Consider the following 15,841-nt stretch of genomic DNA (forward strand, 5'->3'; position numbering starts at 1 on the left):
GAATCCAATCCACGGGCACTCCCGGACGAATAGGCATGAGACTCGGAGCATTTGCCATGTTCGCCCACAGGGTCGACGCGCAGAATTCGCCACCTCTCCCGTCCACGCTTTTGCGAGGTTTGCACCATGTACACTGCCATCGGTTATGCCGCCCAGTCGGCCACCACTCCCCTCGCCCCCATGTCCTTCGAGCGCCGTAGCCCACGCGCCGATGACGTGGCGATCGAAATCCTGTACTGCGGCGTCTGCCACTCCGACATCCACCAGGCACGCAACGAATGGGGCATCGCCGTGTACCCATTGATGCCGGGCCACGAGATTGTCGGCAAGGTCACTGCCGTCGGCGCCAGCGTCACCGCCCATAAGGTTGGCGACCTGGTCGGCGTGGGCTGCATGGTGGATTCGTGCCGCCACTGCGAAGCGTGCAAATCGGACCTGGAGCAATACTGCCTCGAAGGCCCGACCATGACCTACGCCACCCCGGACCGGGTAGACGGCAGCAACACCATGGGCGGCTACTCCGACAGCATCGTGGTCAGCGAGCACTTTGTGGTGAAGATCCCGGCCAAGCTCGACCTGGCCAGCGCCGCGCCGATCCTCTGCGCGGGCATCACCACTTACTCGCCACTCAAGCACTACGGGGTCAAGGCCGGCGACAAGGTGGGGGTTCTCGGCATGGGCGGCCTGGGCCATATGGGCATCAAGTTCGCCAAGGCCATGGGCGCCGAAGTGACGCTGTTCACCCGCTCGGCGAACAAGGCAGAAGAAGGCCGACGCCAGGGTGCCGATCATGTGATCGTGTCCACCGATGCCGAGCAGATGAAAGCCGCCGCCGGCAGCTTCGACTTCCTGCTGGACACCATTCCGGTGCAGCACGATCTGAACCCCTACCTCGATGTTCTGCGCTTTGACGGCGTGCATATCCTGGTAGGTTTGATCGAACCGGTCGACCCGCCGGTCAATGCCGCCAAGCTGGTATTGGGCCGTAAAGTCCTGGCTGGCTCGCTGATCGGCGGCATTGCCGAAACCCAGGAAGTCCTGGATTTCTGCGCCGAGCACGGCATTACCTGCGACATCGAAATGCTCGATATCCGCCAGATCAACGAAGCCTATGCGCGCATGATTGCGGGCGACGTGAAGTACCGCTTCGTGATCGACATGACCACCTTGAAAGCCTGATCAGGCCTTCGCGCCCAACTCTGCGGACAGCCGCGCTGCGACCTGCTTGACCAGGGGGATCAGCTCGGCCATTTTTTCCAGCGGCATGTAGGGCACCGTACTGGCGATGCTGATGCCGGCGACAATCCGCCGGCTGGCATCGCGCACCGGTGCGGCGACGCAGCGGATCGACGGTTCGTTGTCTTCCAGGTCGAATGCATAGCCACCCGCCACGTATTCACGCATGCGCTGCTCAAACTGCTCCCAGGATTGCTCCGGGTGCTGCGGCCAGTGCAGGTTTTTCCCGCCTACCGGCAAGCTGACCTGATACAGGCGCTGCCACTCCTCTTGCGAGTCATCGAGCAACAAGGCCTTGCCGATTCCGGTACGTGCCAGGGGCATGCGGTGACCGACCCGCGAACGCATTTCCGGACCATTGCGCCCGGGGTTCTTGTGCAGGTACAGCACATCGTCGAACTCGCGGATCGCCAGGTGGATGGTGTCGCCGGTCAGCGCCGACAGCTCGTCCAGATAGGGTATCGCCAGCGTCACCAGCGGCAGCTCTTCCCGCGCCTGGAAACCCAGTTCGATCAGCTTCGGCCCCAACAGGTAACCGACTTGCGGCACCACTCGCAGGTAGCGCTCATCCACCAGGCAACTGGCCAGGCGGTGGGTGGTGCTGCGGGTGGTGCCGATGCGCCGGGCGATTTCCTTGAGGTCACGCGCGCCGGCCGCCACCGCCTGCACCACGCCGAGGCCGCGCAGCAGGGTCTGGGTGCCCGTGGGCGCGGGGTCTTTGGCGGGAATGGGTGGGTTTTCCTGCATGTAGGGCCTATCTAGAAATGCGAAAGCGGCGGCCATTATGGCAAATGCCAGGCCCCAAGACAGGGCCGATCTCAGCCCTGGGCAAAGTCGCGCAATGCGTCGCCTTCCATGCGGTACCGCACCCATTCTTCCTGGGGTTGGGCACCGATGGACTTATAGAAGGCAATGGCCGGCTCGTTCCAGTCCAGCACGCTCCATTCAAAGCGCCCACAACCATTGTCATAGGCGATCTTGGCCAGGTGGCGCAGCAACTTCTTGCCCGCCCCCCCGCCGCGCTGTTCCGGGTTGATATACAAGTCTTCCAGGTACAGGCAGTTGCTGCCCAGCCAGGTGGAATAGCTAAAGAAAAACACCGCAAAACCAATCGGCAAGCCATCACGCAGGCAGATCAGGCCATGGGCAGTAGCGCCTTCGCTGAACAGGCTGCGCTCGATGTCCACCACGCTGGCGATCACTTCGTGGCGGGCTTTTTCGTACTCGGCCAGTTCAGTGATGAAGGTCAGGATCTGCGCAGCATCGCTGGGCACGGCGGGGCGAATCTCGATGGTCATGAACAGGCCTGCGGCTAAAAAAGAAAGGACACATACTAAGGCCCTTTGATGACCGCTTGCAGGGTTTTATGCAGGTGATTACTCCGCCCTGCAGCAATGTTGGCACCGGTAACCACAGAACAAACCGGGCGGTAGCGCATGGTAAAAAGTCCGCCATAAATCCAACAGACGCCCAGGTTCGCCCATGCACCCCACTGCTCCGGTTGGCGGAAAGCTCTTCGCCTTGTTGTGCCTTGCCAGCTACCTGCTGTCACTGTCGTACGGTTCGACGTTTTTGTTATCGCTGCTGATTGATTCCAGAGGCGGCAATGAGCATGACGCCGGCAGCGTGATCTCCATGGCGATGCTCAGTACGTTTATCGCGGTGATTGTGTCCGGGCACCTGGCCGACGCCCTGGGTGCCGCGCGCGCGATTGCCTGCCTGGGGAGCCTGCTGGTGGCCGCCTGCCTGGGCTTTGCCCTGACGCCGGGTTTTGGCCAGGGCCTGATGCTGTTCGGCCTGGCCCTCGGACTGGGCTGGGGCGTGTTCTATACCCTGGGCCCGATCATCGTGGCGATGCTGGTGCAGCCCAGCCAAAGAGCCCAATATTTCGCCTGGCTGTCGGGCAGCATGATGACCGGCATCGGTTCGGGCCCCTTGTTGGGACGGGCGGCCAGCGCCCTGGGCCTGCCCCTGGAAACCGCGTTTTATATCGCGGCCCTCGCAAGCCTCGTGGGCGTGCTGATCTTCTGGCGCCTGGGCAGCCATCTCCAGCAACAACCCAACTCGCTGGGCGCCGGCGCCGTCTCGAAAATCTCCTGGGCCAGCACCCGGCGTGTGCTGGGGTCCAAGGCGGTATTCGCGATCATCATGGTCGGCCTGGGCGGCTGTGTATTTGGCGGGCTGTCGAGTTTCCAGACCAGCTACGCGGCACGCCATGGGCTGGATTATTCGCTGTTCTTTCTGGGCTTCATGGGGGCGGCAATCACCAGTCGTTTGTTGATTGCCAGCTTTGTGGTCAGGCGCGATGCGTACTGGTCGGCCTGTGTGTTGTCTGGGTTGATGGTGGTGTCGATCCTGCTGTTGAGCTTCGGCGTGCATGACAGCTTCAGCTACTTGCTGGCGGCCGTTACCTTGGGGGTCGGTTACGGCCTGACCTATTCGGTGATCAACGGCCTGGCCGCCAATGAAGCGCCGAACGCCAGCACGTCCCAGGCCTTGCTGCTGTTCAGCCTGTCGTACTTTATAGGGGTCTTCGGCTTCCCGCTGCTGGCCGGCAAGCTGATCGTCGAGCAAGGCGTACCGACCCTACTGGCGAGCGTACTGGGCATCGCCTTGCTCAACTGGCTGATTACGCTGGCGCGCCTGATCTGGCGCCGGGTTGCCAAACACAAAATCTTACAGGTGAGCTGACACCGTTCGTCGTGATCCAGGCACCAACAATAAGGGCGGGCAGACCAACCTAAGGTAAGGACTTTATTCCTATGGAGGCTCCACCATGAATACTTCCAAAGTGACTGCCCTCGCCCTCGCCGGGTTGCTGTCTGCGGTATCTCTAGGCAGCTTCGCCGCGTCCGACCCTTCCACCGGCAAGACCGACCCGATTGGCAGCCCGCCCAACCCTGCCACCCAAGAGAGCAAAGACTCCATGGGCACCGGCCTGGATACCAATGGCGGAGCCATCATCCAGAACGGTGCCGACCCACGCACCCAAGGCAATGACGGCAACCGCCAGGGCCTGGGTACCGATGTGGAGAACGGCAAGATCGGCCCCGGCAAGAACGCCGCTCCGAGCGGCAACGATGACAACCTGCCCGGCGCACCGAAACAACCTTGACCCCTTGACCGACAGACGAACACTACCCCACCACTGACCCTGAAGAGGTATGCATGAACGTCGATAAAAACCTGGAGAAAGAAGTCCTCACCCGCCTGCTGCACGCGCACCCGAACGGTTTGGGTAAGGAGGTGCTGGATAACTACCGGGGCGAAAAAATCGTGGCCAGCACCCTGGCCACTCTTCAGGAGCGTGGACTGATCAAGGAAGGCCACGTGACCTGCAACGAGGCCGGCGAACACGCGCTGCACCTGCCGATCAAACTGACGGCCTCTGGCGTGGACGCCGCCCGCAAGCTGGAAAGCCAGCCGTAGCGGCTGTCGAGCCCTGGCGAGGCTGCGCTTGAGTGCGCAGTGCTCGCCCTTTCGCCAGGCATCACCTACAGCGTTGGGCGTTGCGCAGCCACCAGCAACATCATCGGCCGCTCCAGCTCCTCCGCCAACTCTGGCCGGGCCACAAGGTCCGCGGCACTCGGGCCCCATTCTTCAATATGGCTCAGGCTCAAGCCTGCTTTGATCAACATGTTGAGCAGCGTGCCCAGGGTACGGTGCTGCTTGATCACACCCTTGGCCAGCCAGTCGGTGACCCGTGGCCCTTCCAGTTGATAACTGTCCAGCGGCCAGCTTTTACGCCCTTGCTCATCGACCTGCCAGCCCGGTTGCCGGGGCGCCATGAAGATCGGGTGCTCGATAGAGAAAACCAGCCGTCCTCCCGGCTTCAGGGCTTTATGAATACGGGCAAACAGCCCGGGTAGATCGGTGATGTAGTGAAAGGCCAGCGAGCTGTAGGCCAGGTCATAAGCCGCATCGGGCAGATCAAGCTGCTCGAGGTCGGCAATGGCATAAGTAATGGCCGAGGATGAAGTCATTTCCTTCGCCCGCGCCAGCATCTTCTGTGAGACGTCCAGCCCCAGCACCTGTTCGGCGCCCTGTTCCTGGGCCCAGCGGCTGAACCAGCCATAACCACAGCCCAGGTCCACCACCTTCAATCCCTGCATCAGCGGCAACAACGCCTGCAACGCGGGCCATTCCGGCGCACCTGCCAACCCTTGCAGGGAGCGGCCCATTTGACTGTAGCCCGCGAAAAAGGCTGGGGTATCGTAGATATTCTGCGTCACGCCGGTATCAATCCCTGGGTTCCAGGCCTATCGGAAAGAACACCCCGCCACTCCAGATGCCCAGCCAACTCTCGCCATCGATCAGGCGCGTCACCGCCAGCTCCACCATCTGGTAGAACACGTTGCGATGAACCAGTGCTTCAAGGTTGTTGCGCACCCGCACGTAGGGCGACGGTTCCTGGGTCTGCGGATCAATCACCACCCGCAACGGGTGTTCGGGGCCGGCTTCGATGACGTCTTCGACATTGGAGGTAAACCGCAGGAGTTGGCTTTCGCCCTGCCCCTCGACCTCCATCGACACCGCCACAAATGGCGCGTCATCTACCTTGATCCCGACCTTTTCCACCGGAGTGATCAAAAAGTAATCATCGCCATCGCGGCGGATGATATTGGAGAACAGCTTGACCATCGGTTTACGCCCGATGGGGGTGCCCAGGTAGTACCAGGTGCCGTCGCGGGCGATACGCATGTCGATATCGCCACAGAAATCCGGGTTCCACAGATGAACCGGAGCCGGTCCCTTGCCCTTGGGCAACTGTGCCAACAAATCATTGGCCTTGGCCGAACCCGTCATGCTGTTCTCCTTTGAATTACTGGTCGCTCATGCCCAGCAGGCTGCGGGCGTACTGCCGCAACGGTGGGCCAAGCAAATCTTCGGGTTTATTGTCGTGGAACGTCAGTAAACCGCCACGACTGCGGATCCGTGCAGTATCAATCAAATACTGGGTGCTGGTCTCGATCAACATAATCTGGATCACGCCACTGTCGACACCCAGCCGGTCCAGGGCTTCCTGGTCGGCCCATTCATCTGCATTGCCAATGCGATCATCAGCCTTGGCGAACCGCGTGTACAACAGGTAATGGGCACCTGCTTCACGGGCTTCGGCCATGGCCTGCTCCAAACCTTCCGGGGCGCGGGCGCGGCGGACCATGGGGAAGTATTCGATAAAACCGTTGAAGGCTTCTTCGGCCACCACATTGGGTCGCGGGTAGGCACTGCCCGGCGGCGTGAACGCACCCTGGGCGATAAACACAAAGGAATCGGGCTGAATGCGAACCGAGTTGGAACGACGTGTGTCGCTGTGGTCCAGCAAACCGGCATCGCTCATCTGATAGCGAGTGCCTTCGGCCATATCGCTGACTGTCATGCAGCCACCCAGCGCAAACGACGCCAGCAACAAAACCAGACTACGCATCCTATCCTCCAGAGGCCGGTGACGGAAAACCGGCGAATGGGCACGAGATGCAGATTTTGCGCCAGCTTGCCTGGCTAGCCGCCAATGATCTTCATCACCGTCGCCCCGCCCGAAAACGCCACTTCCTGCTTATCGCCCAAGGCCTTGACCAGCAAGCCCTGTAACGCCGGCAAGGCCTGATGACGCGGCTTGTCCAACAAGTCGCCGACATAGTGGCGGTTGCTCGAAGACAGACAGCCGTGCAGCCAACCTGTGGAAGACAGACGCAGGCGTGAACAGGTTCGGCAAAACGGCACGCTTTCATTGGCGATCACGCCGAAGTGGCCCTGGCCGGGAATTTCATAGCGCACGGCCGTGGCATCCACCGGGGCGTCGGCCTGCAGGTATTCGTGATGTTCGCCAATCAGGCTCAACAGTTGTTGCAGGCTGACAAATTGCTGCAGGAAGGCGTTGGAGTCGCTAGCCAGGTGGCCCATGCGCATCAACTCGATAAAACGCAGTTCATAACCGCGCGCCAGGCAATATTCCAGCAGCGGCATCACCTGGTCGAGGTTCTGCCCGCGCAGCGGCACCATATTGACCTTGATCTTGATCCCCGCCGCACGTGCCTGGTCCATGCCATCAAGCACCGTGGCCAGGTCGCCGCCCCGGGCAATCCCGCGAAAGGCATCGGCATCCAGGGTGTCGAGGGACACGTTGATACGACGAATGCCGGCATCCACCAGCAGTGGCAACTTGCGCGCCAGTAACTGGCCATTGGTGGTCAGGCTGATATCACTCAAGCCCATCTGCCCGACGGCCTGCATAAAGGTTTCGAGCTTGGGGCTGACCAGCGGCTCGCCGCCGGTGATCCGCAGGCGATCAATGCCCGCTGCCTCGATCAGGTAGGCCACGCCACGCGCCATGGCCTCGGCCGAGAGTTCGTCCTGCGCAGCCACCAGCCGCTTGCCGTTGGGCACGCAGTAGGTACAGGCGTAATTGCAGGCTGAGGTCAGGCTGATCCGCAAATTGCGAAAACGCCTGCCTTGACGATCAACGATCATGGATCACTCCGGCAGAGGATAATTCGGGCGCGCTAAAACCTGACTCATAAATCAGATTTTAGCAAGGTCCTTGCCTGAGTATATTCCTGGGTTATCACATACGGCAGTAAATCAGCCGGCCATTGCCCGGATGAATGCCTTAGGTGGCAGGCGTCTCGGGGTTAGGCTGGTCGCTGCTGTGCTTGCGCTTGTTGCCCATGCGCACGCCGATGTCCATCAGGAATTGGAAGAAGCCTTCCTGATCTTCCAGCACATTGCTCCAGAATGGCGAGTGGTACAGCGCCACGGCGCCATGCACCAACGCCCACGCGGCGCAGTAATGGAAGTAAGGCGGCACGTCTTCCAGCTTGCCTTCGCTGATCCGGCCTTTGATCAGCAGGGTCAGGCGTTCGAAGTTCGAGGCACGGATCTTGTGCAGTTCCTCGACCATTTCCGGCACCTGGTGGCCCTTGACCACTTTTTCTTCCAGGCGGTCAAACAGGCGGTAACGCTGCGGGTCACGCATGCGGAACTCAAAGTACGCCCGGGACAGGGCTTCCTTGTCCTTGTCGACATCGGCCGAATGCAGCAACTCGTTCAAATCGCGCTCGTAGTCGAGCATCAGGCGCAAGTAAATCTCGGCCTTGGACTTGAAGTGCTTATAGATCGTGCCTTTGCCGATACCCACGGCATCCGCAATCATCTCGACGGTGACGCTGTCTTCACCCTGTTCGAGGAACAATTTGAGCGCGGTGTCGAGAATTTCCTGCTCACGGCGGCGAAACTCACGGACCTTACGGGGTTCTTTGTGCATAGAAAGAGGTCTGCAGAGGTCAGTATTGGAAGGGATGAGCGTGCCGATGACGGAACGTTTTACCCGGTGCGAGGGATTATCCCGACTGCACGGTCGTTGGGCAACGTCTATATGAACAACCCATACACTAAACTTACAGCACGCCAACGAATCAGGCGCTATCGGTCAGAAATAAAGCATAGATTCGCACGATGTACTGCCGCCCCATGAGAACTCAAGCGAAGCGGATGTATTCCAAATCTGTTTAAAAAACGACCAGAAGCGGCTGGACTGCACGGGATACTGATCAATACTTCATCTGTCGGTGTGACATCTCCCCCAAGTGACACACCGATATGGGTACCAACGGACCGCGTATCCTTGTTTACTCCTAATGGTCTTAGCCCGGATTCACCCCCCAGAACCCGGGTTTTTTTTGCCTGGGATTCAGCGAACGTGGGCCAGCGGGAACAGACGCTTGAAGTTGGCGGTGGTCTGCTCGGCAAAACGCTCCACCGACTCGCCGCGCAGCATTGCCAGGTAATCCGCCACATCCCGCACATATTCCGGCAGGTTGGGTTTGCCGCGATGGGGGATCGGCGCCAGGTAGGGTGAATCGGTCTCGACCAGCAAGCGATCGGCCGGCACCTGGCGCGCCACGTCCCGCAGGGCCTCGGCGTTGCGGAAGGTGACGATGCCCGACAAGGAAATATAGAACCCCAGGTCGAGGGCCGCCTTGGCCATCTCCCAGTCCTCGGTAAAACAGTGCAACACACCCGCCTGGGGCAGAGCGGCTTCGCGCAGCAAGGCCAGGGTGTCGGCGCGGGCGCCGCGGGTATGCACGATCACCGGCTTGCCGGTCTGCTGCGCCGCTTGCAGGTGCAGGCGGAACGAGGCTTGCTGCAACTCGGCGGCTTCCGGCTCGTAGTGGTAGTCCAGGCCGGTCTCGCCAATAGCCACCACCCGCGGGTGATTGAGTTCGTCCAGCAGCCACTCAAGGGCCGGGGCTTCACCGGGCTTGAGGTCCAGGGGGTGGATGCCCACCGAGCAATCCACATCGGCATAGCGTTCGGCCAGGGCCTTGACGTCGGCGGCGTTCTCGGCGCTGACGCCAATGCACAGGAAGTGCCCGACGCCACGCTGACGCGCAGCGTCGAGGGCAGCGTCCAGGGAGCCGTTGTGGGCGGCGAGGTCGAGGCGATCAAGGTGGCAATGGGAATCTACGAGCATAAGAAGTTACAACTTGCGTCACAGGAAGTGTCTGGCCGACGAAACATCCGTCGGCCCCGAAAATATCAACGTCGACCGAGCAGCCCGACCCACTGCACCAGCAGGGCCTCAAGCAGCAGCACCCGGTTCAGGTTGGCCTTGCCCAGCACCTTCTGGCGTTGGGCGAGGATCCAGTCCTGGATGTTCAATACCTTGTCCTGGGCACTTTTCTGCGCCAGGTATTGCACCACCTTGCGCATGTCCATCAAGCCCAGGCCGTTTTCGTCCTGGGTCAATTGGTATCGCAGGATCAGGCTGGACCAGTCGCAGAACCAGTCAAACAGCAGCAACAGCGGCACGTCTTTCCAGCCTTCGGCCAACTGCGTGGCAGACTGCTCCTGCTTGAGCAGCTTCTTCACCCCGTCGACCACCAGCGCACGCTGCTCGCGTACGCCCTGGGCCTGCAGGCTGACCGCTGCCAAGGGCGAGCCGGCTGCCAGGGTCAGCAATTCGACCCGCTCCTGCTCAGTGCATTCGGGCAAGGCCTGGCCCAGCCACTGCAAGCTCATGGCCTCGCTTGGCAGTGGGCAGGCCTGTTGCACGCAGCGACTGCGAATGGTCGGCAGCAGACGGCTGGACTGGTGACTCACCAGCAACAACACCGTATCACCAGAAGGCTCCTCAAGGCTCTTGAGCAAGGCGTTGGCGGCGTTGATATTCATCGACTCCACCGGCTCGATCAATACCACCTTGCGCCCGCCCATCTGCGCGGTCTGCACCACGAAGCTCACCAGGTCGCGCACCTGGTCGACCTTGATCGCCTTGTCCGCCTCCTCCGGTTCCAGCACGTAGTTGTCCGGATGGCTGCCGGCCTTGAGTAGCAGGCACGACTTACAGTGCCCGCACGCCTCCAGCCCTGCCGGCTGCTGGCAGAGCAGGCGGGCCATCAAGCGCTCGGCCAGGGCACGCTTGCCGATGCCTACCGGCCCATGGAGCAGATAGGCATGGGCGTGCTGGGCACGCCCGGCCAATTGCTGCCAGAGGCTGTCCTGCCACGGATAGGCTTCAGCCACGGTACAGCTCCAACAGTTTGGGGAGCAGCTCATCGATGGCCCGCTGCACCTGTTCCAGGGGCTGAGCGGCATCCAGCAGGCAGTAGCGCGACGGCGCGGCTTCGGCACGCTTGAGATAGGCCGCACGCACCGCCTCGAAAAAGGCTCGGCCTTCCAGCTCGAAACGATCCAGGCGCCCACGGGCGCTGGCCCGGGCCAGGCCGATGTCTACCGGCAGGTCGAAGACCAGGGTCAAGTGCGGGCGCAGGTCGCCTTGGACGAAGGTCTCCAGGGTCGCAATGCGCTCCAGGGACAGGCCGCGGCCAGCGCCCTGATAGGCGTAGGTGGAATCGGTGAAGCGGTCGCAGATCACCACCGCGCCCCGGGCCAGCGCCGGGCGAATCACTTCGGCCAAGTGCTGGGCACGGGCGGCAAACACCAGCAACAGCTCGGTGTCCGGGTGCATGACCTCGTCGCCAGTGGCCAGCAACACCTCACGGATCTTCTCGGCCAGGGGCGTGCCGCCAGGCTCGCGGGTCAGCAGCACCTCGATACCTTCAGCCCGCAAGCGCTCGGCCAGGTATTCACGGTTGGTACTCTTGCCAGCGCCTTCCGGGCCTTCCAGGGTAATAAACAAGCCAGTCACAGGCAGTCCTTAGTCAGAGTCATTGCGGGCTTTGCGCGGGCGCAGCGTCAGGCGCGGCAGGCTCAACGGTGGTCGGCGCGGGTGCCGGGCTGGAGCGGTAATCGGCGCGACGCTTGAGTTGGTACTCGCGCACCGCCGCGTTATGGGCGTCCAGGCTATCGGAAAAAATATGGCTGCCATCGCCCCGGGCCACGAAATACAGGCTGCTGCCCGGTACCGGATTCAACGCGGCATGAATCGCCTCGCGGCCAACCATGGCAATCGGCGTCGGCGGCAGGCCGCTGATCATGTAGGTGTTATAGGGTGTGGCTTCTTTCAGGTGCGCGCGCGTCAACTTGCCGTTGTAGCGCTCGCCCATGCCGTAGATCACCGTGGGATCGGTTTGCAGCAGCATGCCAATCTTCAGGCGCCGCACAAACACCCCGGCAATCTGCCCACGCTCTTCAGGCACGCCAGTTTCCTTCTCGACCAGCGACGCCATGATCAGCGCCTGGTAGGGGTCGGTATAGGGCGCATCCGGGGCACGTCGCTGCCATTCCTGGGCCAGTACGTCGTCCAGGCGGTTATAGGCTTTCTTCAGGAATTCGACATCGGTCATGCCGCGCACGAAACGGTAGGTGTCGGGGAAGAACCGCCCTTCGGGGAACACGTCGGGATGGCCGATTTTTTCCATCACCTCAGTGTCACTCAAGCCCGACAGGGTCTGCTCGATCTTTTCATGCTTGGCCAAGGCACTGCGTACCTGACGGAAGTTCCAGCCCTCCACCAGGGTCAGGCTGTACTGCACCACTTCACCACGCTGCCACAGGCCAATCAGGCCCTGGGCCGTCAGGCCTGGCGTCATGCGGTATTCGCCACTGTGCAGCGGTTGGCCGTCAAGGTTGAAGCGCCAGTAGAGACGCAGCCAAAAGGCATCCTCCAGCACACCGTCACTTTCCAGACGATTGAAAGTGCCCGTAGGGGTCGCGCCAGCAGCTACATCCAGCAATTGCTCCTGGGGCAGATTCAGCGGTTGCTTCAAGGCCGAGTTCAGCTTCCAGGCGGAAAAGCCCAATAGCAAACCCGCCAGGACCAGACCGATCTCCAGCAGCAATACAATTTTACGTCTCAAATCAAACACCCAATAGCGCGCGAACAATGCCTTGCAGTTTACGGGTGAGCGGCCCGGCCGACCAGCTCATTGGCCCACATCCAAGCACCGGCCAAATGCCATATACGCTATTGCAGACAAACACTTCGTCAGCCCGTTGCAGCTGCGCAAGGCTGATATCGGTCACGGTCGTGACGAGCCCCAACGCCTCGGCACGGGCCAACAGCTCGGCCCGCATGACGCCAGCCACACCACAGCGGCTCAGGTCGGCGGTCAGCAACTGGCCGTTATCCACCAGGAACAGGTTGCTGAACACGCCTTCGATGACGCGCCCGGACATATCCAGCATCAATCCTTCCGCGTGATTGGCATCCTGCCACTCGGCGCGAGCCAGGACCTGTTCGAGGCGATTGAGGTGTTTGAGGCCGGCGAGCAAGGGTTGCTCGGACAAACGCGTGACACATGGGAACAGGCGGACACCTGATGAACCGTGGGCCGGGGGATAGGTAGCAGGTGGGCTGCCTTGCAGGATACGGCGCACGGGTGCGCCTGCGTTGATGCCATACCCCCGCAGGCTATCGCCTCGGGTCAGGATCAACTTGAGAACGCCGTCACCGAGGGCCGCCGCATAGGCCAGTAACTCGTTGCGGATCAGTGCCTGATCCGCAACGAGCGCCAGGCGCCTGCAACCCTCGTCGAGGCGTTGCAGGTGGCGGTCGAGCAGCACGGGCTGCCCGGCCTTGACCGCGAGGGTTTCAAACAAACCATCGCCGTAGGCCAGGCCGCGATCTTTGAGCGGCACTGCGTCCGCTGGCTGACCGTCGACCCAGCTGCGCATTACTCGGCGAACCGGCGGAACACCAGGGAACCGTTGGTACCGCCAAAGCCGAACGAGTTGGACAGCACCACGTCGATCGGCATTTTCTGCGCCTCGTGAGGTACGAAGTTCAGGTCGCAGCCTTCATCCGGCTCATCCAGGTTGATGGTCGGCGGTGCGACCTGGTCCTTGATCGCCAGCACACTGAAGATCGCCTCAACCGCGCCTGCCGCACCCAGCAGGTGACCGGTCATGGACTTGGTGGAACTGACCGCCAGCTTGTAGGCGTGCTCACCGAACACCGACTTGATGGCCTGCGCTTCCGCCAGATCGCCAGTGGGTGTCGAGGTGCCGTGGGCATTGATGTACTGCACTTGATCGCCATTGATCTTCGCATCGCGCAACGCATTGCTGATGCAGCGCGCAGCGCCTGCGCCGTCGGCGGGTGGCGACGTCATGTGATACGCGTCGCCACTCATGCCAAAACCGATCAACTCGGCATAGATCGTTGCGCCGCGCGCTTTGGCGTGCTCCAGCTCTTCGAGGACCAGGGCACCGGCACCGTCGGACAGTACAAAGCCATCACGGCCCTTGTCCCACGGACGACTGGCGCGGGTTGGCTCGTCATTGCGCGTCGACAGCGCACGGGACGCGCCGAAGCCGCCCATGCCCAGGCCACAGGCGGCCATTTCGGCGCCACCGGCAATCATCACGTCCGCCTCGTCATAGGCGATATTGCGCGCCGCCATGCCGATGCAGTGAGTGCCCGTGGTGCACGCCGTGGAAATGGCGTAGTTAGGCCCCTGGGCACCCAGATGGATGGACAGGAAACCGGAAATCATATTGATGATCGAGCCCGGGACGAAGAACGGTGAAATTCGACGAGGGCCGGATTCGTGCAGCGTGCGGCTGGTTTCTTCGATATTGGTCAAACCGCCAATACCCGAACCCATGGCCACGCCGATGCGCTCACGGTTGGCATCGGTGACTTCCAGGCCTGCATTACGCACTGCCTGAAAACCGGCTGCCAGGCCGTATTGAATGAACAGGTCGAGTTTGCGGGATTCCTTGATCGAGAGATATTCCTCGACATTGAAGCCCTTTACCGAGCCGCCAAAACGGGTGGAATAGGCAGAAAGGTCCGTATGCTCAATCAGACCAATACCACTGTGGCCAGCCAGAATGCCCTGCCAACTGCTCGGCACATCCGTGCCCAGTGGCGACAACATACCCATACCGGTGACTACGACGCGTCTACGCGACACAGCACTCTCCTTTTTCTTGATGACGACACTTTGCATCAAACCTAAAGAAAAAACCGCACGCCGTTATAGCAGTGCGGTTTTTCCCAACAGCAAGCGACGACTACAAATTACTTGTCGTTGTGAGCAGTAACGTAGTCGATAGCAGCTTGAACAGTAGTGATTTTTTCAGCTTCTTCGTCCGGGATTTCGGTCTCGAATTCCTCTTCCAGAGCCATCACCAGCTCAACGGTGTCAAGGGAGTCGGCACCCAGGTCTTCAACGAAGGAAGAAGTGTTTTTCACTTCATCTTCTTTAACGCCCAGTTGCTCGGCAACGATTTTCTTGACGCGCTCTTCGATGGTGCTCATACCTTGTTTTCACTCCTAATGGACAAATTCAGGCAGCTGGCCAGTGGGTAAGTGTATAGAAAGGCTTTTCAGCTTTTCAACTGAAAGCTTCACCCTCGTACCCTACCGACCACCTGTCTATAAATAGATTGCAGCTTTATAACGGATTTTAGACAGCTCGTATGACATTTTTTTGAAGCGATCCGTCACAATTTAACTCATGTACATCCCGCCGTTCACCGGGATTGTAGCCCCAGTCACGTATGCCGCACCGTCAGATGCCAGGAAAGAGACCACATTGGCGATCTCTTGAGCCTGGCCCAGACGACCCAGCGGAATTTGCGTCAGCAACGCTTCACGCTGCGCTTCTGGCAGTTCGCGGGTCATATCGGTGTCGATGAACCCTGGAGCCACCGAGTTGACCGTAATCGACCGCGAGCCGACTTCACGCGCCAGGGCACGGCTGAAACCTTCCAGGCCGGCCTTGGCAGAGGCGTAGTTTACTTGGCCTGCGTTGCCCATGGCACCCACTACGGAGCCAATATTGATAATTCGCCCCCAACGCGCCTTGGTCATGCCGCGCAAAACACCCTTGGACAGGCGAAACAGACTGTTCAGGTTGGTATCGACCACGTCGTACCACTCGTCGTCTTTCATGCGCATCATCAGGTTGTCACGGGTGATACCGGCGTTGTTCACCAGAATAGCCGGCGTACCGAATTGTGCGGTGATCTCGGCAAGCACGGCAGCCACGGACTCATCGCTGGTCACGTTGAGTTCCAGGCCGGTGCCCTGCACGCCGTTTTCCTTGAGGGTCGCGGCGATACGCTCGGCGCCCGAGGCGGAGGTGGCAGTACCAATCACTACCGCGCCCTGACGGCCCAGTTCCAGGGCAATCGCCTGGCCAATGCCACGGCTTGCGCCGGTAACCAGTGCAACTTTACCTTGCAGACTCAT

19 protein-coding genes are annotated in these 15,841 nt (G+C 60.8%); 4 read left to right on the plus strand and 15 right to left on the minus strand.

Translation table 11 applies throughout. The features are described 5' to 3' along the window. The first annotated feature begins 126 nt into the window (after positions 1-126). A complete protein-coding gene (locus tag K1X80_RS21015) occupies positions 127-1,179 on the plus strand; it encodes an NAD(P)-dependent alcohol dehydrogenase (protein WP_057960384.1) in 1,053 nt (350 codons plus the stop codon). On the opposite strand, the gene K1X80_RS21020 is transcribed toward K1X80_RS21015, so the two are convergent. Both K1X80_RS21020 and K1X80_RS21025 read right to left on the minus strand, forming a co-directional pair. Continuing rightward, positions 1,180-1,983 (minus strand): IclR family transcriptional regulator, encoded by an 804-nt coding sequence (locus K1X80_RS21020; protein WP_057960385.1) that lies wholly within the window; start codon positions 1,981-1,983, stop codon positions 1,180-1,182. Positions 1,984-2,054: 71 nt separating this feature from the next. Next, positions 2,055-2,534, minus strand: coding sequence for a GNAT family N-acetyltransferase (locus K1X80_RS21025; protein WP_057439591.1), 480 nt, complete (start codon positions 2,532-2,534; stop codon positions 2,055-2,057). Positions 2,535-2,718: 184 nt separating this feature from the next. Here K1X80_RS21025 and K1X80_RS21030 point away from each other — a divergent pair, with 184 nt between their 5' ends. From K1X80_RS21030 to K1X80_RS21040, 3 genes are all read left to right on the plus strand, one after another. Next, the gene (locus K1X80_RS21030; protein ID WP_220172502.1) at positions 2,719-3,927 is read left to right on the plus strand and encodes an MFS transporter; all 1,209 of its coding nucleotides are present in this window, start codon (positions 2,719-2,721) and stop codon (positions 3,925-3,927) included. Positions 3,928-4,012: 85 nt separating this feature from the next. Then, complete coding sequence (locus K1X80_RS21035; protein ID WP_057439593.1) at positions 4,013-4,351, plus strand: hypothetical protein; 339 nt, start codon at positions 4,013-4,015, stop codon at positions 4,349-4,351. Between the two features lie 53 nt (positions 4,352-4,404). Continuing rightward, complete coding sequence (locus K1X80_RS21040) at positions 4,405-4,665, plus strand: hypothetical protein (protein ID WP_057960387.1); 261 nt, start codon at positions 4,405-4,407, stop codon at positions 4,663-4,665. Positions 4,666-4,730: 65 nt separating this feature from the next. Here K1X80_RS21040 and K1X80_RS21045 read toward each other — a convergent pair whose 3' ends face one another. The 13 genes from K1X80_RS21045 to fabG form a co-directional block, all read right to left on the minus strand. Further along, a complete protein-coding gene (locus tag K1X80_RS21045; protein ID WP_057960388.1) occupies positions 4,731-5,468 on the minus strand; it encodes a bifunctional 2-polyprenyl-6-hydroxyphenol methylase/3-demethylubiquinol 3-O-methyltransferase UbiG in 738 nt (245 codons plus the stop codon). A gap of 7 nt (positions 5,469-5,475) precedes the next feature. Next, the gene (locus tag K1X80_RS21050; RefSeq protein WP_057439594.1) at positions 5,476-6,042 is read right to left on the minus strand and encodes a DUF1285 domain-containing protein; all 567 of its coding nucleotides are present in this window, start codon (positions 6,040-6,042) and stop codon (positions 5,476-5,478) included. A gap of 16 nt (positions 6,043-6,058) precedes the next feature. Continuing rightward, positions 6,059-6,664, minus strand: a complete 606-nt coding sequence (locus tag K1X80_RS21055; protein WP_057439595.1) for a DUF4823 domain-containing protein — start codon at positions 6,662-6,664, stop codon at positions 6,059-6,061. A gap of 74 nt (positions 6,665-6,738) precedes the next feature. Then, entirely contained in the window at positions 6,739-7,707 is a 969-nt protein-coding gene (locus K1X80_RS21060) for a GTP 3',8-cyclase MoaA (RefSeq protein WP_057960389.1), read from the minus strand. 139 nt (positions 7,708-7,846) lie between these two features. Then, the gene (locus K1X80_RS21065) at positions 7,847-8,500 is read right to left on the minus strand and encodes a TetR/AcrR family transcriptional regulator (protein WP_057439597.1); all 654 of its coding nucleotides are present in this window, start codon (positions 8,498-8,500) and stop codon (positions 7,847-7,849) included. 426 nt (positions 8,501-8,926) lie between these two features. Continuing rightward, positions 8,927-9,709 (minus strand): TatD family hydrolase, encoded by a 783-nt coding sequence (locus tag K1X80_RS21070; RefSeq protein ID WP_120733904.1) that lies wholly within the window; start codon positions 9,707-9,709, stop codon positions 8,927-8,929. Between the two features lie 65 nt (positions 9,710-9,774). Beyond that, positions 9,775-10,761 (minus strand): DNA polymerase III subunit delta', encoded by a 987-nt coding sequence (locus tag K1X80_RS21075; RefSeq protein WP_057439598.1) that lies wholly within the window; start codon positions 10,759-10,761, stop codon positions 9,775-9,777. Continuing rightward, positions 10,754-11,386, minus strand: coding sequence for a dTMP kinase (tmk, locus tag K1X80_RS21080; protein WP_057960391.1), 633 nt, complete (start codon positions 11,384-11,386; stop codon positions 10,754-10,756). Before tmk ends, K1X80_RS21075 begins: the two co-directional genes overlap by 8 nt. 19 nt (positions 11,387-11,405) lie before the next feature. After that, positions 11,406-12,497, minus strand: coding sequence for an endolytic transglycosylase MltG (gene mltG / locus K1X80_RS21085; RefSeq protein WP_057960418.1), 1,092 nt, complete (start codon positions 12,495-12,497; stop codon positions 11,406-11,408). A 1-nt stretch (position 12,498) separates the two neighbouring features. Next, complete coding sequence (gene pabC / locus K1X80_RS21090; protein WP_220172503.1) at positions 12,499-13,314, minus strand: aminodeoxychorismate lyase; 816 nt, start codon at positions 13,312-13,314, stop codon at positions 12,499-12,501. Continuing rightward, entirely contained in the window at positions 13,314-14,558 is a 1,245-nt protein-coding gene (gene fabF, locus K1X80_RS21095; RefSeq protein WP_057960393.1) for a beta-ketoacyl-ACP synthase II, read from the minus strand. Before fabF ends, pabC begins: the two co-directional genes overlap by 1 nt. Positions 14,559-14,665: 107 nt before the next feature. After that, positions 14,666-14,905: an acyl carrier protein gene (acpP, locus tag K1X80_RS21100; protein WP_057439601.1), complete on the minus strand. Its 240-nt coding sequence runs from the start codon at positions 14,903-14,905 to the stop codon at positions 14,666-14,668. A gap of 192 nt (positions 14,906-15,097) precedes the next feature. After that, positions 15,098-15,841 (minus strand): 3-oxoacyl-ACP reductase FabG, encoded by a 744-nt coding sequence (fabG, locus tag K1X80_RS21105; protein ID WP_057439602.1) that lies wholly within the window; start codon positions 15,839-15,841, stop codon positions 15,098-15,100.

It is taken from the genome of Pseudomonas sp. So3.2b, from assembly GCF_019464415.1.
GTDB classification, from domain to species: Bacteria; Pseudomonadota; Gammaproteobacteria; order Pseudomonadales; family Pseudomonadaceae; genus Aquipseudomonas; species Aquipseudomonas shahriarae.